General features: G+C 62.9%; 22 protein-coding genes, 2 tRNA genes and 1 pseudogene. 14 read left to right on the top strand and 11 right to left on the bottom strand.

All coding sequences use genetic code 11. The features are described from left to right. Nucleotide 1: 1 nt before the first annotated feature. A complete protein-coding gene (locus tag EPJ54_RS01425; RefSeq protein WP_135209887.1) occupies nt 2-454 on the bottom strand; it encodes a DUF1036 domain-containing protein in 453 nt (150 codons plus the stop codon). Nucleotides 455-574: 120 nt separating this feature from the next. On the opposite strand from EPJ54_RS01425, the gene map reads away from it, so the two are divergent. From map to EPJ54_RS01400, 5 genes and pseudogenes are all read left to right on the top strand, one after another. Beyond that, the gene (gene map / locus EPJ54_RS01420) at nt 575-1,405 is read left to right on the top strand and encodes a type I methionyl aminopeptidase (protein WP_135209886.1); all 831 of its coding nucleotides are present in this window, start codon (nt 575-577) and stop codon (nt 1,403-1,405) included. A 104-nt stretch (nt 1,406-1,509) separates the two neighbouring features. Further along, nucleotides 1,510-2,221: pseudogene (gene radC / locus EPJ54_RS01415) on the top strand (RadC family protein). 91 nt (nt 2,222-2,312) lie between these two features. Continuing rightward, entirely contained in the window at nt 2,313-3,650 is a 1,338-nt protein-coding gene (locus EPJ54_RS01410; RefSeq protein ID WP_135209885.1) for a spinster family MFS transporter, read from the top strand. A 31-nt stretch (nt 3,651-3,681) separates the two neighbouring features. Further along, nucleotides 3,682-4,989: an adenylosuccinate lyase gene (gene purB / locus EPJ54_RS01405; protein WP_135209884.1), complete on the top strand. Its 1,308-nt coding sequence runs from the start codon at nt 3,682-3,684 to the stop codon at nt 4,987-4,989. Between the two features lie 95 nt (nt 4,990-5,084). Continuing rightward, nucleotides 5,085-5,270 carry a hypothetical protein gene (locus EPJ54_RS01400; RefSeq protein WP_135209883.1) on the top strand — a complete coding sequence of 62 codons (186 nt, stop codon included), beginning with the start codon at nt 5,085-5,087 and terminating at the stop codon, nt 5,268-5,270. On the opposite strand, the gene EPJ54_RS01395 is transcribed toward EPJ54_RS01400, so the two are convergent. The 4 genes from EPJ54_RS01395 to EPJ54_RS01380 form a co-directional block, all read right to left on the bottom strand. Then, nucleotides 5,267-6,439, bottom strand: a complete 1,173-nt coding sequence (locus EPJ54_RS01395; RefSeq protein WP_135209882.1) for a sensor histidine kinase — start codon at nt 6,437-6,439, stop codon at nt 5,267-5,269. The two genes, EPJ54_RS01400 and EPJ54_RS01395, sit on opposite strands and share 4 nt — an antisense overlap. Nucleotides 6,440-6,444: 5 nt before the next feature. After that, nucleotides 6,445-6,993, bottom strand: coding sequence for a heme NO-binding domain-containing protein (locus EPJ54_RS01390; protein ID WP_135209881.1), 549 nt, complete (start codon nt 6,991-6,993; stop codon nt 6,445-6,447). 114 nt (nt 6,994-7,107) lie between these two features. Beyond that, complete coding sequence (locus EPJ54_RS01385; protein ID WP_167755522.1) at nt 7,108-7,473, bottom strand: DUF983 domain-containing protein; 366 nt, start codon at nt 7,471-7,473, stop codon at nt 7,108-7,110. Continuing rightward, on the bottom strand, nt 7,470-7,793 hold the full coding sequence (locus tag EPJ54_RS01380; protein ID WP_135209879.1) for a DUF1476 domain-containing protein: 324 nt from the start codon (nt 7,791-7,793) through the stop codon (nt 7,470-7,472). Before EPJ54_RS01380 ends, EPJ54_RS01385 begins: the two co-directional genes overlap by 4 nt. A gap of 195 nt (nt 7,794-7,988) precedes the next feature. On the opposite strand from EPJ54_RS01380, the gene purC reads away from it, so the two are divergent. The 4 genes from purC to EPJ54_RS01360 all read left to right on the top strand — a co-directional run bounded on the left by purC (nt 7,989) and on the right by EPJ54_RS01360 (nt 11,257). Next, nucleotides 7,989-8,741, top strand: a complete 753-nt coding sequence (purC, locus tag EPJ54_RS01375) for a phosphoribosylaminoimidazolesuccinocarboxamide synthase (RefSeq protein WP_135209878.1) — start codon at nt 7,989-7,991, stop codon at nt 8,739-8,741. A 70-nt stretch (nt 8,742-8,811) separates the two neighbouring features. Continuing rightward, on the top strand, nt 8,812-9,057 hold the full coding sequence (gene purS, locus EPJ54_RS01370; protein ID WP_135209877.1) for a phosphoribosylformylglycinamidine synthase subunit PurS: 246 nt from the start codon (nt 8,812-8,814) through the stop codon (nt 9,055-9,057). Nucleotides 9,058-9,131: 74 nt separating this feature from the next. Beyond that, nucleotides 9,132-10,214, top strand: coding sequence for an Rv3169 family protein (locus EPJ54_RS01365; protein WP_135209876.1), 1,083 nt, complete (start codon nt 9,132-9,134; stop codon nt 10,212-10,214). Continuing rightward, nucleotides 10,211-11,257 carry a phosphotransferase gene (locus EPJ54_RS01360; RefSeq protein WP_135209875.1) on the top strand — a complete coding sequence of 349 codons (1,047 nt, stop codon included), beginning with the start codon at nt 10,211-10,213 and terminating at the stop codon, nt 11,255-11,257. The genes EPJ54_RS01365 and EPJ54_RS01360 overlap by 4 nt, the downstream gene beginning before the upstream one ends. 52 nt (nt 11,258-11,309) lie before the next feature. Here the strand turns inward: EPJ54_RS01360 and EPJ54_RS01355 are convergent, their stop codons facing one another. Further along, a complete protein-coding gene (locus EPJ54_RS01355; protein ID WP_135209874.1) occupies nt 11,310-12,335 on the bottom strand; it encodes a PstS family phosphate ABC transporter substrate-binding protein in 1,026 nt (341 codons plus the stop codon). A 434-nt stretch (nt 12,336-12,769) separates the two neighbouring features. Between EPJ54_RS01355 and purQ the strand changes: the two genes are divergently transcribed. Together purQ and EPJ54_RS01345 are read left to right on the top strand one after the other, a co-directional pair. After that, nucleotides 12,770-13,432, top strand: coding sequence for a phosphoribosylformylglycinamidine synthase subunit PurQ (gene purQ, locus EPJ54_RS01350; RefSeq protein ID WP_135209873.1), 663 nt, complete (start codon nt 12,770-12,772; stop codon nt 13,430-13,432). Continuing rightward, a complete protein-coding gene (locus EPJ54_RS01345) occupies nt 13,429-13,833 on the top strand; it encodes a hypothetical protein (RefSeq protein ID WP_135209872.1) in 405 nt (134 codons plus the stop codon). Before purQ ends, EPJ54_RS01345 begins: the two co-directional genes overlap by 4 nt. 74 nt (nt 13,834-13,907) lie before the next feature. Here EPJ54_RS01345 and sppA read toward each other — a convergent pair whose 3' ends face one another. Then, complete coding sequence (sppA, locus tag EPJ54_RS01340; RefSeq protein ID WP_167755521.1) at nt 13,908-15,668, bottom strand: signal peptide peptidase SppA; 1,761 nt, start codon at nt 15,666-15,668, stop codon at nt 13,908-13,910. 199 nt (nt 15,669-15,867) lie between these two features. Between sppA and EPJ54_RS01335 the strand changes: the two genes are divergently transcribed. Next, nucleotides 15,868-16,311, top strand: a complete 444-nt coding sequence (locus EPJ54_RS01335; RefSeq protein WP_135209870.1) for a hypothetical protein — start codon at nt 15,868-15,870, stop codon at nt 16,309-16,311. Here the strand turns inward: EPJ54_RS01335 and EPJ54_RS01330 are convergent. The 3 genes from EPJ54_RS01330 to EPJ54_RS01320 form a co-directional block, all read right to left on the bottom strand. Continuing rightward, entirely contained in the window at nt 16,308-17,135 is an 828-nt protein-coding gene (locus EPJ54_RS01330) for a glycosyltransferase family 25 protein (RefSeq protein WP_167755520.1), read from the bottom strand. The two genes, EPJ54_RS01335 and EPJ54_RS01330, sit on opposite strands and share 4 nt — an antisense overlap. Then, complete coding sequence (locus EPJ54_RS01325; protein WP_239590707.1) at nt 17,128-17,523, bottom strand: putative quinol monooxygenase; 396 nt, start codon at nt 17,521-17,523, stop codon at nt 17,128-17,130. Before EPJ54_RS01325 ends, EPJ54_RS01330 begins: the two co-directional genes overlap by 8 nt. 20 nt (nt 17,524-17,543) lie before the next feature. After that, nucleotides 17,544-17,620, bottom strand: a tRNA-Pro gene (locus EPJ54_RS01320). 137 nt (nt 17,621-17,757) lie between these two features. Between EPJ54_RS01320 and EPJ54_RS01315 the strand changes: the two genes are divergently transcribed. Together EPJ54_RS01315 and EPJ54_RS01310 are read left to right on the top strand one after the other, a co-directional pair. Continuing rightward, a tRNA-Gln gene (locus EPJ54_RS01315) sits at nt 17,758-17,832 on the top strand. A 145-nt stretch (nt 17,833-17,977) separates the two neighbouring features. Next, a complete protein-coding gene (locus EPJ54_RS01310; RefSeq protein WP_135209868.1) occupies nt 17,978-18,514 on the top strand; it encodes an SET domain-containing protein in 537 nt (178 codons plus the stop codon). Here the strand turns inward: EPJ54_RS01310 and EPJ54_RS01305 are convergent. Further along, a complete protein-coding gene (locus EPJ54_RS01305; protein WP_135209867.1) occupies nt 18,511-19,659 on the bottom strand; it encodes an acyl-CoA dehydrogenase family protein in 1,149 nt (382 codons plus the stop codon). The genes EPJ54_RS01310 and EPJ54_RS01305 overlap by 4 nt on opposite strands. Between the last annotated feature and the right edge of the window lie 3 nt (nt 19,660-19,662).

The following is a 19,662-nucleotide window of genomic DNA, read 5'->3' as shown; positions in this document are numbered from 1 at the left end:
CTCAGTCCAAATTCCACGTGTAAACGCCGAACGATTGCGTCTGCATCTGCACGAAATTCCGCAATTCCTGCCCATTGGCGCAATAGCGGGAATTGTCGCTCCAGAAATTGAATGGGCCTGGATAGATCACGCAAAGCGGGAAATCGCCGCCCCAATAGCGCGAGCCGTCGTTCACGACCTCGGCGTAGCCGTAGAAATAGCCGTTGGTGGTCTCGGCCAGATCGCTGCAGGCGCGGGGCGCCACCGTGAACCAGCCCTGGTTATAAAAATTGGTCTGGTTTATGGGCTGGTATGAGATCGAGACGTTGGCGGGGTCATTGGTGTTGTTGCAGACCCGGATGGTGATCGCCTGCGCCCCGCCCACAGCGCCGCCGCCTTTCTGCGCAAACGCGGCCGGTGCGCCGCCCAGACCAAGGGCCACGCAGAAAACGAATAAAACCAACCTCTTCAGCATATGCGTCTCTCTCCGCTCCGCCCGCGCGGCATCATGACACCACGTTAAGGCCAGTCCAAACACCCCCAATCGCCTGCCTTTTCGGGCTGCCTATGTTATGTTGGCCCAACCGGAGATCAGATGACTTTTGTAGCCGCCGCCGAGGCCCCTGAGCGCAATATCGGCCAGATCAAACTTTACGACCGCGACGCCGCGTTCGCTGGCATGCGCAAAGCCGGCCGCTTGGCCGCCGAGTGCCTGGACATGCTTGTCGCCGAGACGCGCGAGGGCGTCACCACGGCCCGTATTGATGATCTCGCCCGCGAATTCGTGCTCGATCATGGCGCGCTGCCGGCCTGCGTCGGCTATCGCGGCTATCGCCATACGGTTTGCACATCACTCAATCACGTCGTCTGCCACGGCATCCCCGGCGATCGCACGCTGCGCTCGGGCGACATTCTGAACATCGACGTCACCGTCATCGTCGATGGCTGGCACGGCGATACGAGCCGCATGTACGGCGTGGGTGACGTGCCGCGCAAAGCACAGCGGCTGATGGACGTCACGTACGGTTCGCTGATGCGCGGCCTGGCGATCATCAAGCCGGGCATGAAGCTTGGCGATCTCGGCCACGCGATCCAATCTTATGCCGAGAGCGAGCGCTGCTCGATCGTGCGCGAGTTCTGCGGCCACGGGCTTGGTCGCGTCTTCCACGATGCGCCGAACATTCTGCACTTCGGCAAGCCAGGCCAAGGCGAAGAAATTCGCCCCGGCATGCTCTTCACCGTGGAGCCCATGCTGAACCTTGGTTCGCCCTCCGTGAAAGTGTTGGGCGATGGTTGGACGGCGGTGACCAAGGATAAGTCGCTCTCCGCCCAATACGAGCACTCGATTGGTGTGACCGAAGACGGCATTGAGATTTTCACCAAATCTCCCGCCGGCCTTGATCAACCGCACGCGCTCACGGCCTGATCAATGGCGGGGCGCGGGGGCAAATCGAAAGCCGATGCGCGTTACGCGCCGTCGAAGACAGCGAACTCTTCCCGTTTCAGCTCGACGGCGCGCCGCCGATCGTGATGGCGCGTGCGCCTGCTGCAAAGGCCAAGCCCGCGCCGGAGAAGCCGCACTTTCACGACCACCGCGCGCGATTGCGCCAGCGCTTTGATGAAGCGGGCGCGGCCGCTCTTGCCGACTATGAGCTGTTGGAGCTCATGCTTTTCGCACCATTCCGCGTCAAGACACCAAGCCGCTCGCAAGGCGTTGCTCGCGAAGTTCGGCAGCCTGAGCGCTGTGCTCGCAGCGCCCGTGCAACGTATCGCCGAAGTGAAGGGCGCGGGGCCATCCGGCGCGCAAGATTTGAAGATCGCGCAAGCGATCATGGAGCGCGCGGCAAGGAGCGAACTGGCCAAGCGCACGTTGATCACGTCTTGGTCGCAACTCGTGAATTATTGCCGCATGAGCATGGCGCACGAGCCGCGCGAGCAATTCCGCGTTCTCTTCCTCGACGCCAAGAACCAACTCATCTCCGACGAGGTCATGAACGAAGGCGCCGTGGATCACGCGCCGGTCTATCCGCGCGAGGTGGCGCGGCGGTCGTTGGAGCTTTCCGCAGCGTCGGCGATCCTCGTGCACAATCATGCGAGCGGCGATCCCAAACCTTCCGCTGCTGACCTCGCGATCACACGCGAGATCGTGGCGGCGGCCGAAGCGATCAGCGTGCGCGTCCACGATCACCTCGTGATAGGCCGCGACGGTGTTTCGAGCTTCAAGACCCTCGGCCTGCTCTAGCCGTTCGCAATTCAGCGCTTGCGGCCCGGCGCGCCGTCCATACAGTGCTGTTTGGAACGAGGGCGAACGCCCCGCCGAGGGAGGGAAATGCATGACCGACGCCACCGCGCCGGCCTTTCAGGGTTACGCCACCAAGGGCTATCGCGCCTACGTTTTGGGCGCCCTGTTGGTGGTTTATACCTTCAACTTCATCGACCGCGTGGTCATCGGCATCATCCAAGAGCCCATCAAAGCGGAGTTCGGCCTGAGCGATTTCGAACTCGGCCTGCTTGGCGGCCCCGCCTTTGCCATCCTCTACACATTGCTTGGCATTCCAATCGCGCGCTTCGCCGAACGCCACAACCGCATGACAATTCTCGCCGTCTGCCTCGGCGTGTGGAGCGCGATGACGGCCGCATGCGGCTTCGCCATCAATTACGCGACTTTGTTTGCCGCGCGCGTCGGCGTATCGATCGGCGAAGCTGGCTGCACGCCGCCGGCGAACTCCGTCATCTCAGATTATTTTCCATCGGATCGTCGCGCATCGGCGCTGTCGATCTATGCGCTTGGCATTCCGATCGGCTCGATGATCGCTGCGGTCGGCGGCGGCTGGATTGCCACGCATGTGGGCTGGCGTGAGGCGTTCATCTGGCTGGGCGTACCGGGCGTGCTGCTGGCCGTAATCGTGAAGCTCACGGTGAAAGAGCCGCCGCGCGCGACGGCAAAGGCGGATGCGCCGAGCTTCTTCTCAGCCGTCGCCGCGCTCGCGAAGAAGCCGACCTTCTGGCATGTCGCCTTTGGTTCGGCGTTAGCGAGCTTTGTCGGCTACGGCGTCGGCCAATACCTCACCAGCTTTATGATCCGCACGCACGGCTTCTCGCTGTTTGAAGCCGCCACCATCATCGGCGTTGTTCTCGGCCTCTGCGCCGCGATCGGCACGTTCACCAGCGGCTTCCTTGCCGACCGAATCTCCAAGCGTCACCCGAATGCGCTCTCCTGGCTGCCGGCGCTCGGCTTCTTCATCGCCACGCCGCTCTATCTGCTTTCGTTCGTGCTACCGAACATCTGGGTGGCGATGCCGGCTTTGATGATCGCCGCGATCGCACACTATTTCTATCTCGGCCCAATGTACGCCGTGACCCAAGGCGTGGTGGAGCCACGCATGCGCGCCACTGCCGTCGCGGTGTTGCTCTTCGTTGTGAACTTAATCGGCTACGGCATGGGTCCGCCCGTGATTGGCGCGCTCTCGGATTTCCTGGCCAACGGCCAATTGGCCGGCGCCGGCCTCACCACGGAGGCCTGTGCGGAGCTCACAGGAAACGCCACTTGCACGGCCGCTGTCGAAGTCGGCCTGCGCTGGGCGATGATGATCGGGGTTTGCGGGTACCTCTGGGCGGCGCTGCATTTCCTGCTGTCAGCCCGGACCTTGCGCCGCGACTGGGTGGCGTGACGGGACAGCGCTTGGGCGTTAGAAGGCGCCCATGATTCCGCGTTACGCCCGCCCCGACATGGTGGCCATTTGGGAGCCCGAGAGCCGCTACGGCATCTGGCTCGAGATCGAAACCCTCGCCATGGAGGCGATGGCCGAACTCGGCGCCATTCCGAAGAGTGCAGCCGAGGAATACCGCGCCAAGGGCAAGTTTGACGTCGCGCGCATCGATGAGATCGAGCGCGAGGTGAAGCACGACGTGATCGCCTTCCTCACCAGCGTCGCCGAACACGTTGGGCCCGAGAGCCGCTTTGCGCACCAAGGCATGACGTCGAGCGATGTGCTGGACACATGCTTGGCGGTGCAGATGGCGCGCGCGAGCGATCTGCTGATTGCGGGCTGCGAGCGCGTGATGGCGGCGCTGAAGAAGCGCGCCTACGAGCACAAGATGACTCCGACGATCGGGCGGTCGCATGGCATCCATGCCGAGCCAACGACGTTCGGTCTGAAGCTTGCCGGGCACTACGCCGAGTTCGCCCGCAATCTGGAGCGCTTGAAAGCGGCAAAGGCAGAGATCGCCACCTGCGCGATCTCTGGCGCTGTTGGCACGTTCGCGCAGATCGATCCGCGCGTTGAGGCTTATGTGGCGGAGAAGCTTGGCCTAGAGGTCGAGCCTGTTTCGACGCAAGTCATCCCGCGCGACCGCCACGCGGCGTTCTTTGCAACGCTCGGCGTTGTAGCCTCGGGCATTGAGCGCTTGGCTACGGAAGTGCGTCATCTGCAACGCACGGAAGTCTTGGAAGCGGAAGAGTTCTTCGAGCCCGGCCAGAAGGGCTCGTCGGCGATGCCGCATAAGCGCAACCCGGTGCTCACGGAAAATCTCTGCGGCCTCGCGCGCCTCGTGCGCAGCGCGGTGACGCCGGCCATGGAGAACGTGGCGCTTTGGCATGAGCGCGATATTTCGCACTCGTCGGTCGAGCGCGGCATCGGACCCGACGCCACGATCCATCTCGATTTCGCGTTTCATCGCATGGCGATGGTGATCGAAAAGCTCGTCGTTTATCCCGACAACATGGCGCGCAATCTGGCGCTGCTCGGCGGTCTGCACAACTCGCAGCGCGTCATGCTTGCGCTGACGCAAGCAGGCGTGACGCGCGAGGACGCCTATCGTCTCGTGCAGCGTAACGCGATGTCGGTGTGGCAAAGCCCGCCGCCGCGCCCTGCCAACTCGCTCATTGAGCGTTTGAAAGCCGACGCCGACGTCACCGCCAAGCTCGACTCGAAAACGATTGATGGGTGCTTCGACGACGCTCACCATTTCGCGCGCGTCGATATGATCTTCCAGCGCGTCTTCGGCTAATTGTTCCGGCGCTTCAACGCTCATCGTCCCCGCTTGCGCGTTTGCGCGAAGCACTGGAAGCCTTGGCGCAACCAGATTCCAGAAGGGGATGGGCGATGAGCGAATTCGAGCCGGATACTGACGAATGGGATGAAGAGGTCATGTTGGACCTCCGCCGCTTTGCTTTTGAACAAGCGCTAACCGCGCACGTCCACAAGCGCGATACGAAGGTCGATCTCGGCGAAGTCTTCAAGGACGCCGACCGCATCGTGAATTACACGATCGGGCACCTGAATCCTTAAGCGGCGGCGTTGGCCGTCGCGGCGAACAGTCCCGGCAGACGCAATGTGAACGTCGAGCCCGCGCCAAGCGTGCTCGACGCGATCACCTCGCCCGCCAGCGATTCCGCAAGACGCTGCGTCAGCGCAAGACCAAGCCCTGCGCCGCCGCCTTCGCTGTGCGGCTTTCGGAACGCGGTAAAGAGGTCGCCCAGCGCCTCTTCGGCAATACCGGCGCCCGTGTCCTCCACATTGACAACGAGGACGTCGCCCTCGATTCCGGCGTGCAACTTCACTTCGCCGCGCACTGTGAATTTGACCGCATTGGAAACAAGTTGCCGCAGGCAACGCTCGATAACCGCCGCGTCGCCATGGCAGACCGGTACGTCGTCAGCGCAAGCAAAGGAAATCGTGTTCCCGTTCGCTGCGGCGAGCGGGCGCATCTCCTCGCAGAGCGCCGTCATCATCAAGCGAATATCGAACGGCTCCACGTCCAGATCGAGCCGCTGCGCACCAAGGCGCGAATAATCCAGAACATCATTGATGAGTGACAACAGGCCGCGCGCGGCGCCGAGCACCTGCTCATGATCTTGCACGTCATCGTCGCGGCCTTCGTCGGCGGCGGCGTCGCGCATCAACTCGGAATAACCGATCACGGCATTGAGCGGCGTGCGCAATTCGTGCGTGACGTTCGCCATGAACGCACTCTTGGCGCTGTTGGCGGCTTCCGCGCAGCGGCGCGCCCGCTCCAGCTCGTGCGCGATACGACGCGCGTCCTGGGCGAATTGCGCATGAACCGCGGCGGCCAGGAATGCGTCCGACGAACAATCGGCCGGTGAAAAATCGCGATGGGTCAGCACGGAGGCGCCTGGCGCCGCGCTCAAATTCAAGGTGTGGCCCAACAAAAGATGCACCACGCCGCCATCGACGCGCGCCGTACCCTGCAGATGCACGCGATCATCCGCCCGAAGGCGCAAAATCACCGGCACGCCGCGCGCCAAGAGATCGTCGAAGCCGCGAATGCGTTTGGGGCGCTCGACTGCGAAAACATCGAGCAAAGGGGCGCCGATCGTGTCTGACCCCAAGAACTTCTTTAGCGAGGGGCCGATCGCAATGATGCGCCCGTCCGGCCACGTTTCGAGACGCGCCGGGTAGAGTCGATCGAGGTCCATATCACTCAGCAGAAGCGACATGCGTTCTACGCCGCCGCGCGCGCTTCGAGCGCGATGGAGAACACCACGCCATCGTCAGCCCGCGCGTAGGAAATCGCGCCACGGGCGCCGAACTTTTCGAGCAGGCCCTGCAACAAGCCGGCGACGAAATTGTCCAAGCCCGCGCGCTCGGAGACGTAGAGAATTTCGACGTTTCCACCGATGGCGCTGAGCACTTCGAAGCTCGGCATGCGCGCTTGCGGCATGGCCGTACGTACGCTGCGGTGCAGGCGGTCGAGGCCGTCGACAAAGCTGACGAAGTCATCCCCGGTCGCGGCCATCGCGTTGGCGAACGCCGAGGTGGCCACAAAGCCAATCCAATAGCGCCCGAACTCGAAGAGTAGCGTATCCGACGCGATGCCGTTCTCATCCACGATCGCGCCGATCAGCGCGAACGTCGCCTCGTCGCTGTACACTTCGCCGTTGATGAAGTGCAGATCGTCAAAGCCCGCGCGTTGGAGCACGCGCCGCCAAGCCTCCGCGCCCAATTGATCGAGCACCATCTGACGCGCAGCGGAGTGGATCAGCCCATACATGACGCAACCCTCCCGGACGCGACAACGTCACGGCGGCGCGGTTAACGGGCGCTTTCCGCTTATGCCTTTTGGCGTAGCCGCGGCTTCTATCTCACCAACATAGGTTAAGCTGCATTACATCTCTCGCCGCGCGCGCCAAAGCAGCGCGGCGAGAACGCCCTTCACGCGCGGCAGCAAGACCAGCGCCAGCACCAATGCAAAGAGCAAAGCCGGCGCGAGCATCAGTTCGGCATAGTCGCCTGCGTGCATCGCCAGCGCGAGGATCGGCGGCATCCCGATCAAGCCGATCAGCATCACCGTGACATATGGCGCGACGTCGGCCGTCTCCGAGCGCGAGAAGTCAGCCCCGCACGCCGGACATGTCTCGTTGAGTTTCAGGTAGGCGCGAAACAAGGTCCGCGCGCGGCATGCGGGGCAGCGCAAACGCACGCCCCGCCAGAACGTCAGCAGGACGGAAGCCCGCCCCGCGTCCGCGCTCACTGCCCGGCTTTCACCGATGCGCGCGCTTCGTTCAGCGCCTCTTCCATCTTGGCCCGGACTTGGTGGTCCGAGAGCTGGACCGCGTGCAGGTCGAGATCTGCGCGGATCTTGCGGAAGAGGTCTTCCACGCCCGCTTCCTCAAGGTCGGCCATGACGACGGACTTGGCGTAGGCATCCGCCTCTTCGCCGCTGAGGCCGATCAGATTGGCCGTCCACAGGCCGACGATTTTCGCCCGACGCGCTTGCGCCTTGAATTCCTGCTCCGCATCGAGCTGGAACTTCTTTTCTTCCGCGCGCTCACGATCGTTGAATTGGCTCATTTTCCGCCTTTCAGGGTGGTTCGTGGCATGAATAGTGAGCCCGGCGCGGCCAATCAACCGCATCTAGGCGCCTGCGCCAATTGTGGGCGCCCGGCTTTGCCCTTAAGTTCTGGACTTTAGAGGCCGCCGGGCGATTCCGCGGCCTTGGAGGCATTTCCGGAAAATATCCGGTTACCGCCTCAGGAGGGCGAGCACATGTCCCGTCGCAAGAAGATTTACGAAGGCAAAGCCAAAATTCTGTTCGAGGGCCCCGAGCCGGGCACCCTGATCCAATATTTCAAAGACGACGCGACGGCCTTCAACGCGCAAAAAAAAGCGATCCTGGAGGGCAAGGGCGTCATCAACAACCAGATCTCCGGGTTCATCATGCAGAACCTGAACGCGATCGGCGTGCCCACCCATTACATCAAGACGCTCAACATGCGCGAGCAGCTCATTCGCGACGTTGAGATCATCCCGCTCGAAGTGGTCTGCCGCAACGTGGCGGCGGGGTCGCTCTCAACGCGCCTCGGCATCGAGGAGGGCACGCCGCTGCCGCGCTCGATCATCGAATTCTATTACAAGAAGGATGAGCTCGGCGATCCGATGGTGGCCGAAGAGCACATCACCGCGTTCAATTGGGCCTCCACCCAAGAGATCGACGACATCATGGCGCTGACGCTGCGCATCAATGACTACCTGTTCGGCATGTTCGGCGCCGTCGGCATCAAGCTTGTCGATTTCAAGCTTGAGTTCGGCCGCCTCTACGAAGGTGACATGGTGCGCACCGTCGTCGCTGACGAAATCAGCCCGGACAGCGCGCGCCTCTGGGACGTGCAGACCAACGAGAAGATGGACAAGGACCGCTTCCGTCGCGATCTCGGCAACGTCACCGAAGCGTATGTCGAAGTCGCCCGTCGCTTGGGCATCGTGAAGCAAGCGGCCGCGGGCGGCGAGAGCGTCCACTGAATTTGAAGAATTGAACGAACCCGCCTCGCCGGTTTGCTATGCCGGCGAGAGCGGAGCGAGGGGGACTACAATGAAAGCGATCGTCACCGTCGGCCTGAAGCCGGGTGTGCTGGACGTGCAAGGCAAAGCCGTTGCGGGCGCGCTGAAGGATTTGGGCTTTGGCGGCGTACACGACGCGCGGGTCGGCAAGCGCATCGAGATCGAACTTAGCGGCGACCTCGACCCCGCCACCGCCGAAGCCCAGGTCAAAGAGATGTGCGAAAAGCTGCTCGCCAACACGGTAATCGAAAGCTACCGCGTGGAAATCGCGCGCTAAGGCTCCCGCCACGGCAAGCTTGTAAGCGAACAATGAAGCTCTAGGCTTTCCTCAAAGCATAAGAGGAAACGCCAATGCTGACCTGGGGTGACGATTATCCGATCCACCAGACCCCGGAGCCCATCGCGTTCTCCGGCAGCGATCGCAATTTCTACGATCGCTATTTCTTCAATGGCTATAGCGCCGACGGCTCGGTGTTCTTTGCGGCAGCACTCGGCGTTTATCCGCATCTCGATGTGATCGACGCGGCGTTCTGCCTGCTCGTGGATGGCAAGCAGCACAATGTGCGCGCGTCGCGGCGGCTGAACAGCGAGCGCATGGATTTGCGCGTCGGCCCGATCGAAGTGCGTGTCATCGAGCCGCTGCAAAAGCTCGGCCTGCGCGTCGGCGACAATGACGGCGGTGTGCGTGCCGATCTCGTCTTCGACGCCCGCCACCAGCCAATCGAGGAGCCGCGCTTCACCCGCCGGGTCGGCCCGCGCATGTTCATGGATTACACGCGCATGACGCAGAACGGCGCATGGAGCGGCGAGCTTTGGCTGAAGGGCCAAAAGCTGGACGTCGGCGGCGCGCTCGGCACACGCGATCGCTCGTGGGGCATTCGGCCTGTGGGCGCGGCGGACTCCCAGCCGGCGCCCGCGCCATTCCAATTCTTCTGGCTCTGGGCGCCGTTCAATTTTGGCGACCGGGCAGTATTCTTTCACACGAACGATGATGAAACGGGTCGCGCGTGGAATAGGCGCGGCGTCGTCTATGTGATCGGCGCATCGCGCACGGAGTTCGAAGCGCCGCAGACTGAGTTGATCTACCGCCCGGGCTCACGGCGTTTGCAGAAAACACGCGTGCGATTGGCCGAGAACGGGCCAGAGCTAAGCATCGAGCCGACCGGTGCGCATTTCTACATGAGCGGCCTGGGCTACACGCACCCGACTTGGGGGCATGGCCGCGATCATGGCGAGTTTGAAACCGCGTATGACGTGATTGATACGAGCGACATCGACGATAGCGCGCCGGGGCAGATACACATTCAGGCGCTCGCGCGGGCGACGCTGACTGACGGCGCCAAGAGTTACAGTGGCGCGGGCGTGCTGGAGCAATTCCTGATAGGCCCGCATGCGCCAAGCGGCTTCACCGGCATGTTGGATGGCGCATCATGAGCACGCCCTCGCATCCCGACGCCTTCACCAATGCTTGGCTCGAGCAGCAACTTGGCGCGCCCGCCGGCTCGCTTGCGGGCTTCAGCGCCAAGTCTATTGGCACCGGGCAGATGAGTTTGAGCTTTCGCGTGAAGCTCGACTGGAGAGGCGGCGAAGGCCCCGCTTCCATCGTCGCCAAATGCCCCTCCGCTGATCCCGGCACGCGCGCGATCGCGGCCGCACTTGGTTCGTATGCGCTTGAGCTGGGCTGGTATCGCGAGCTGGCCGAGAAGATTGGCGTCGCCTGTCCGAAATGTCTGCATCTTGAGGCCAACGCAGACGAAAGCGAGTTCGTGTTGCTGTTGCAGGATTTGGCGCCGGCGCAACAAGGCGATCAGCTTGCTGGCGCGTCCGTCGCGCAGATCGAAGCCGCGTTGAAGCAGGCCGCGCGCCTGCACGCGCCATATTGGGGCAATGCTCGGCTGGACAGAATTGAATGGCTGCAACCGCGTCCGCAGGTCGACGCCATGGTGCGCCAGATGCTGGCGCCCTTGTTTGCGCAATTCCGCGAACGCTACGCGACACGCATTGCGGCGGACCTATTGGATTTGGGCGGCGAGCTGATCGCGCGCACAGGCGACTATTTCCAAACAATGCCGAAGGCGCGCACCATCCAGCACCGCGATCTGCGCATCGACAACATTCTGTTCTCAGCCGATGGCGGTACGGCGCATGTGGTGGACTGGCAGACGCTAGGCCTCGGCGCTGGCGCGTCCGACGTCGCCTATCTCATCGGCACGAGTGTCGCAGATGCTGAGGTTCGCGCGCAAGAAGAGGAGCGGCTGGTGCGCTTCTATGTCGATGAATTGCGTGCGCTCGGCGCGGATGCGGATGCGGCCGAGGTTTGGCGCGAGTATCGGCTCTACGCGTTCGCCGGCGTGATCATGGCGATCATTGCGTCGATGAACGTGGAGCGGACGGAGCGCGGCGATGAAATGTTCGCCGTTATGTTCGAGCGACCGGCGCGGCAGGCGCTGCATCTGGATAGTTTGGCGCTGATCTAGTCACGCAAACGCCGGGCGCCGCTCTTCAGCAGCGCCCGGTTTAAGCGAGCAATTATTCGGCGCCTGGTGCGGCGCTGACGAGAGGACGCGTGATCACCTCTTCGATACTCGCGCCGACTTCCTGGTGGCCGCCGAAAGCGGTGCCGACGGTAGCGTTGGTCACGCGCTCCGCAAAGGTCGCGTAGGCCGCTTCCGGCAGGGCGACGTAGCCGACTTCCGGCGCCAAGCGACCCGCGTTGGCGACAAAATATTGCGCAAAGCGGCGCACCTGCGGACGACGCAGCGCTTCGGCGTTGAAGTAAACGAAGACCGGGCGCGCAAGCGGGTATGTGCCGTTCGCGATCGTCTCCGGGCTTGGCGATACGCCATTGATGGAGAGAGCCGCCAGGCGTTCGCGATTTTGCTCGTAATAAGCGTAGCCGAAATAGCCCATGCCGCCCGGGTTGCCGAGAACACCTTGGACGGTGACGTTATCGTCTTCTGTTGGCGTGTAATCGGTGCGCGACGCCTTCGCAGTGCCGACGACCGCTTCCGTGAAGAAGTCAAACGTGCCGGACGCGGTGCCGGCGCCAAACAGCGGCATCGCCATATCCGGCCAACGTGGATTCACTTGGCGCCAGTTCGTGACAGTGCGCTCCGCGGCCGGCTCCCAGATGCGACGCAATTCATCAATTGTGACCGCGCGCACCGAATTTGATGGGTGCACGACAACGGTGAGACCGTCAAACGCGATCGGCACTTCGACATAAGTGACGCCGGCGGCGGCGCATGCAGCCATTTCCTCAGCCAAGATCGGACGGGAGGCGCCTTGCACCTGCGTTTCGCCGCGGCAGAATTTGCGGAATCCGCCGCCAGTGCCGCTTTCGCCTACAGTGACGCGCGCGCCGCCTGTTTGACTTGCTGTGAACGCTTCTGCTGCAGCCTCGGAGAGCGGAAAGACCGTGGACGAGCCGTCAACCTGGATCGACTCGGACGAGGAGCCGCCGGATGACGCTGGGACTTGTTCGCCGCTGCCGCATGCCGTGAGCGCAACGGCGCAGGCCGCGAGCGCCGCGGTCAGGAAAAATTGCTTTCTCATCTCAGAATCCCTTCCTCAATCGATGCGCCGTTCTGGCCGGATTTTGTGACACTTACGTTGCGCCAATCGCGCCCTATCGCCGCGCTCAATCGCCGCCCCCGCCATCGCCGCCGCCATCGGAACCGCTATCGTTTGAATCCGAGGAGTCCGAATCTCGCCGCGACCCACCGTCCGCATAAACATGCCCGCCGCGGTCGCCTGAATCGTTTCGGCGACGCGGGCCTTGGCCATTGACCCGCTGGAGAATGGCGACGAGCCCGGCCGTCACGGCGACGGTGGCGAATATTGCGATGAGTAACCAAGCGCCCATGACCCTCACTTACCACGGCGGCGGCCGAAATCACGGCAAACTGAGCCGCCGAAACCGCAAACCAGCGGTCCAAAGCCGGCCTTACGCCTAGAAAACCGAAGCGACGCAGCTTATTGAAGCCCTCATGAAATCAGCTGTCATCGTGTTTCCGGGGTCCAATTGCGACCGCGACGCCGCACGCGCTCTGGAGCGCATTACCGGCAAGCCCGCCTCCATGGTCTGGCACAAGGACACAGCGTTGCCCGAAGGGCTCGATCTCGTTGTACTGCCGGGCGGCTTCTCTTACGGCGACTATCTCCGCTCCGGCGCGATGGCGGCAAAGAGCCCAGTGATGCGCGAAGTGATCGCGCACGCTGAGCGCGGCGGTTTGGTGCTCGGCATCTGCAACGGCTTCCAAGTGCTGACCGAAACGCGCCTGCTGCCAGGTGCTCTCGCTCGCAATGCAGGCCTCAAGTTTGCCTGCAAGGACGTGCCGCTCGCCATCGACAATTGCAACACGGCCTTCACACGCGCCTATCGCGAAACGCGCGAGACCGAAATCCCGATCGCGCACGGCGACGGCCGCTTCGTTGCTGACGATGCAACGCTCGACCGTATCGAGGGCGAGGGCCGCGTCGTTTTCCGTTACATCGACAATCCGAATGGCTCGGCGCGCGACATCGCCGGCATCATCAATGATCGCGGCAATGTCATGGGCATGATGCCCCACCCGGAACGCGCCTCCGACCCGGTGCTCGGCCGCATCGGCGGCCGTGCTGTGTTTGAAAGCCTGATGGAAGCGGCATGAGTACGAAAAAGCCGCCAGCCGCCCCGGCGTCGGGCTTCGACGCCGAGGTTGACGCCGCGCGCAAGCGCCTTGAATCTGCGTTGAACCAGGACGAAGGCTTCGATGATCTCGCCGCGCTCCAAGCGCTCGCGCCCATCCTCGAAGAGAAAATCTCCTCGCGTCGCCTCGCATTCACGCTCGGCGAAGAGGATGACGAGGAAACTCAGATCGCCGTCATCCACGTAGAGACAGACGAAGAGCTTGGTTTCATTTTCGCGGACGAAGGCGAATACGTCTTCGAGTCCAATCATCCGGACTATTTCGACGATTTCGTCGATGACGACGCCGAGCGCTTCGTCGAGCGCCTCTACGAAACCCTGCGCGCCGATCTTCCCAAGTACGAAGTCGAACACAAACGCTAGTCCAGCCAAGCGGCGCATAAAGAAAGGCCCTCCGCGTTTCCGCGAAGGGCCTTCGAGGGGCTATGGAGTTTTGATCAGCGGATCGTCATGGCGTCCGCTTCCGCGCGGACGTTGGCGTCTTCCTCACGCACAGCGGCCAGCGTGCGCTGCATGCGCGGGTCAGAGAGTAGCGCGTTGATGGCGACCAGCGTCTCAACGCTCTCTGACGACGCGCCGAACAAGCGCCCGAGCGACTTGAACGGATCTTCCGCCACCGGGAAGTAGCGCAGCTGCACCTGCTCATCTTCGCCGATGCCGGCCAGCGCACGCGCACGCGCCACAGCCACCGAGAAGCCGCCAAGGTGATCGACGAGGCCGCGCTCCCGCGCTTGTTGGCCCGTCCAGACACGACCACCGGCGACGGCGCGCGCTTGCTCCGGCGTCATCTCGCGGCCTTCGGCGACGAGACCTATGAAGGTCGCGTAGGTCCGGTCGATAAAGCCGGCGAAGGCGGCGCGTTCGGCCTGGTTGAATGGACGCTCACTGGTGAACATCTCCACCATCGGCGATCCGACCGTAATCGTCTCGGTGTTGGTGGAGAGATAGTGCTCCAGTGCAGGGCCAATGATGAGCTTGCCGCCGAACACGCCGATCGAGCCCGTGATGGTCGAGGGCGAGGCGACGATTTCATCGGCGTGCGTGGAGACGTAATAGCCGCCTGACGCCGCCACATCGCCCATCGAGATGACGACGCGCTTGCCGCGCTCCTGCGCAGTGCGCAGCGCCGCAAGGATCTGATCCGACGCGACCACCGAACCGCCGGGGCTCGAGACGCGGAAGACGATCGCTGCGACGTCTTCGTCATCCGAGGCGTCGAGCAATGCGCGCGCGATGCGGTCGCTGTTCATGGTTTCGTCGTCGCCGAAGAAGGCGTCTTCCGGCGGGCCTGAGACGATCGCGCCCTCGCCTTGAACCACGGCGATCACACGGCCGCTGGTTTGCGGGCGCGGCCGATATTCGTGGATGTCGACGATTTCTGCGTCCTCGTTTTCCGCGCGGGCCAGAGCGGCGCGCTCGGCTTCTTCCGGGCGACCGAATTGATCGACTAGGTTCAGCTCACGTGCGCGCTGCGCCGTGAATGGTGTGGATTCGACCGCCGCGCGCGCTTGCGCTGGCGTGATGCCACGGTCCGCCGCGATGTTGACCAGCATGTTATCGTAGATGCCGTTCATCAGCGAGAGCGTGGCTTCGCGGTGCGCGGGCGTGAACGTGCGCTGCGTGATCGTGTTCGGTGCGTTCTTATAATCTTCGCGCTGCTCGAACTGCGCTTGCATGTGATAGCGCTGCAGCGTGCCGGCGAGGAACGTGACTTCGGCCGACAAACCCATCGGCATGAATTCGCTGGCTTCCTGCAGCCAGACTTCGTCGGCGTCGGCGACGGCCATGTAGCCCGGCATCGACATGCGCACGCCGTCCGTCTGCAAGTGCGCGACCACGAACTTGCCGGATTGGCGGAAACTGGCGATCGCTGCGCGCAGTTCTTCAGCTTGCGAGGCCGACATGCCCGCAGTGTTGCCGCGGATGAAGAGGCCCTTCACTGCATCGTCCGTACGGGCGGATTCGATGCGGGCAAGGATGTCGAGCAACGCGTTGCCGCCGCCGAGTGCTGCAAACGGGCTGGCGGGACGCTGGTCGGTCATCTCTTCGCGAAGATCGAGTGAGAGCACCATGTGCGAGGGCTGCGCGGGCGGCTGCGCCATCGAGGACAGCGCACCGATCAAAATGATCGGGCCGATGAACAGGAAGAGCAGAAGGCCGACGAGTACGCCGCCGACGGTGATCAGAAATTGCTTCACGAGACGCCACTCCATCCCGAAGGTCCGGGTTTATCGATAAATGATATGGGCGCGCGCATAAGGCAAGCTACATTTTATCGAAAAATGATAAACGGCACCTTGGCATACCACAGGTCGAAATTCTATCCGATTGCTGCCGCTGGTTATTTTCCCCGGCCGCGCCCTGCTGCATGATGTTCGCCTGGAGAGGGTGCGTCCGATGTCCGATTCCCGCAGATCGCCTGCCTTCGCAACCGACGACTGGATGTTCGAGCAGCAGGTCCGCGCCGAACTGGAAGCCGAAGCCTGGCGGCGGCTGCGTGAGCAGACGCGCCAACCTGCGCCACAGGCTGTCGCCGCGCCGGCGCCAGCGCAGACCATCGCCAATCCCCATCGCACCGGCAGCACAATCCTTAAGGCGCTGGTGCGCTTCTGCATGGGCGCTGCGGCCTCGTACCTTGCCTTCATCGCCGCACTCGACAGCCAATTGGGTGAGTTCGAAGCATGGCTCGCCGTGGGCGCGGCTTTCATCGTGACGCTGGCGCTCTCAATGTTCAGCCCGCTGCGCGGGGCGGTGCATGCGTTGGCCGAGACGATGCGTTGGGTGCTGGTCGTGGCGCTTGGCGTCGCCGGCCTCTGGATGGCCTTCCAACTCAGCGCTTAGCGCTTCGGCCCGAACAGCATCGCAGCCAAACCACCGTCGGCGAACAGCGTGTAGCTGACGCGATGCAGCTCGTCCCACACGCGGCGGAACGGCAGCTGCCAACGCGGCAGGATCGGGCGATCGGTCTGCTTCTCGATCCATGAGCGCTTGCGCGACACGCCGGTGTCGCGCGTCGTCGCTACAGCCTGCAGGCCAACGATCATCGGCGCCAGCGTACGCACGCGCACATGCATGAGATGGCCCTGATCGCAGGCCCAATCGATCATGCGCACGGCCGGAATGAGGTGCTTCAGCATCCGCTCGCCGGCGCGGCGATTGATCATGTAACAGGTGGTGCCGGCGTGCCGGGCGACGAACGAGCAGAGTTTTACACCGTCGCCATAGTCACGGCGTGTCACCATCGGGCCGGGGTGGCGCGCGTGCAACTTCAGAATATCCCATTCATTTGGGTCATTCAGCGCATGCGTGACGAACGGGATGAAATCCGGGCCAAAGGCGGCGTCGTCTTCGAAGATCAAGCCGTACGGTTTGTCCTGCGCGAGAAACGCTTGGATCGCGTAATAATGACTTAGATAGCAACCGATGTCGGCGGGCGTCGGGTTGCGGTGGTGGCGGCGCATCCACTTCTTCACGTCGACCAGCTGGCGCATCCCCGGCTCGTTCATATCGAGCTTGCGACCTTCGACGGCTGAGAAGCGCGTGTACTCAAGCCCCGCCGCTTTGAGATAAGCGGACACCGTCTCCAACCGATCGGTGCTGCGATCGAGGTTGATGACTTGGGTAAACACTTGCGCGTTGAAGCGCTGGCTTGGGTGTTCAGCCAAGGCCAACGCCTCCGAGCGGCGTGGTGACGAAGCGCTCGCCGAAGCCGTCGATCAGAGGCCGCGCCTCACGCATGGCGGCCTGCACCTCCGGCAATTGCAATGAGGCGTTGTGATCGGCTTCGCTGTCCCAGACCTCGGTGATCCAGATCGCGGTTTCGTCGCTTGGATCGGCCGCAATGATGTAGGAGCGGCAGCCCGGCATGGATTGCGTGCCCCCCAGCAACAGACGCGCGAGCGCCTCACGTTGGCCAGGCTTGGCGATCATCTTGCCGATCAGGCCGTACATGCCGTCCTCCGAAGCGCAGGCCGCGAGCGCATAACTCGCGCAGAGGCCGAAACCGGCCGCCAACACGTTTCTACGCTGAAGCTTTGAAGTGGGCAGCGTCATCGGGATTCGCCGCAAAAAGATGGTCGGAGTAGCAAGATTCGAACTTACGACCCCCACGTCCCGAACGTGGTGCTCTACCAGGCTGAGCTATACTCCGAGGAGGCGGGCTTATAGCGGCAGGTTTCGACCAACGCAACGCCGCCCGCCCCGCCGGACCTGAACAAAGTTCGCCGCCCTGCCGGGCCCCCATTGCATCGGCGACCGGGCGCCTCTATCTAGCCGCTTCGCCGGTTTTGGGGTGTCGCCAAGCGGTAAGGCAGCGGTTTTTGGTACCGCCATTCCTAGGTTCGATCCCTAGCACCCCAGCCAGCCTACGCTTGCGAAGGCTGCCTCCCGGAACCCACTTACAGCGCTGAGTTTCGCGGCAGGTTGGCGCATGTCCGCGCGCGTCACACTAAGTCGCTTGCCAAGCGCCCTGCGTTTGCGGCTCTAAAGCTCACGGAGCGAAGAATCGATGACGACTAGAAAGTCTTACATCCCCGGTGATTTCAAATTGCGCGTGGGCCGGTCGGCCACGGGGCTCGGCCTCTACGCCGACGGGCCAATCCCGAAGGGCGCCTGCATAATTGAATACACGGGCGTAGAGATCACCAAGCAGCAGGAAGAGAAGAGCCGCTCCAAATATCTCTTCGAGATTAACTCCAAGAAGACGATCGACGGCGCGCCGCGTTGGAACACCGCGCGCTACATCAATCATTCGTGCCGCGCTAATTGCGAGCCCAACATTCACAAGGGCCGTGTGTTCATCCACGCGCTGCGCAACATCAAGCCGGGCGAAGAGCTCAACTACGATTACGGCAAGAATTATTTCAATCAGTACCTGAAGGACATCTGCGCCTGCCCGAAATGCGCGGCCAAGCGCACGGCCGCAGCGGCCGCGAAAGCTTCGGTGAAAAAAGTCGTGAAAAAGAAAACCACGACCAAGAAGGCCGCCAACAAGAAAGCCAAAGCGACAACCACGAAAAAGAAGGCCGCGACGAAGCGAGCCTAAAGCTCCGCTGTCGTCGCGTCACCGCCGAGCAATACGCGGCCGCTGAGTTCGTAGGTGGGCGGCGCGATCATGATGTGCGCGGTGGCGGTTTGTGCATCGCGCACACGGCGGTGCAGCGGGTCGCTCAAGAATACGCTGGCGCCACCAGCGAAATCCTGAACCTGACGCACGACGTCCGCCGATGTGCGCACCAAATGCGTGGCGGCGAGACGTAAGCGGGCGCGCTGCGCCAGGCCGATCGTCGCGCCCTGCTGGGCTTCGCTCCAGGCGGACGCAATCTCCGCAAACAAGAACGCGCGCGCCGCGCTGTAGTCCGCATAAGCTTGCGCATACATCGCCTGCGTCACGCCACGCTCGGCGAGCGTGCGGCCGTTCGGCATGCGCTTGCCTGACGCGACAGCCGCGAATTCGGCGAGCGCGCCCTTCGCGTTGCCGCTCGCCACGGCCGCGATGCCGAGAGCGAGCAAGCCAAACACAGGGAACGCGTAAAGCGGCGAGGCGACGTGCGGCTTGTCATCCGTCAGCGAGACGGTGTGCGCAGCAGGGATGGCGACATCCTTCATTGCCATGTCGCCACTGCCCGTGCCCCAAAGACCGCCCGTGTGCCACGTATCGATAAAGCTCACATTGCGCGCCGGTGTCAGCATCATGCGCATCAGCGGCACACCGTCCGCACCCTTCTGTGGCGCGCCGTTTTCCATCAGCAGGCAACCGCCAAGCAGCCAAGTCGAATTCTGGCCACCGCTATTCCATTTCCATTGACCACTGACACGATAGGTCTCGCCGTCGCGCACAGCACGGCCCATTGGCGCGTAAGCGCCGGTGACGATCGCATCGGCGGGACCGAAGATTTCTTGCGCGACATCGTGAGCGAGATAGGCGGCAAGTGCGCCCGTCGTCGCGCCGATCATCACACACCACGCGGCCGATGCGTCGACCTCGGCGAGCGCTTCCAAGGTTTCAGCCAATTCCTGTGGCGCCACTTCGCCGCCGCCGAAGGCCTTCGGTACACAGAGTTTGTAGAGTCCAGCTTTCGCGAACGCGGCGGCGAGGTCATCCGGCAAGCGCCGTGCAGAATCCATCGCGGCGCGTGCGCCTTCGATCTCGCCTTTGAGCGCGCGCGCACGCTCCACCCACTCGCTCATGCG

This window comes from Vitreimonas flagellata (genome assembly GCF_004634425.1).
GTDB lineage: Bacteria > Pseudomonadota > Alphaproteobacteria > Caulobacterales > Aquidulcibacteraceae > Vitreimonas > Vitreimonas flagellata.
Note: the sequence above shows the minus strand (reverse complement) of the source record. Positions and strands in the feature narration are given on the sequence as shown.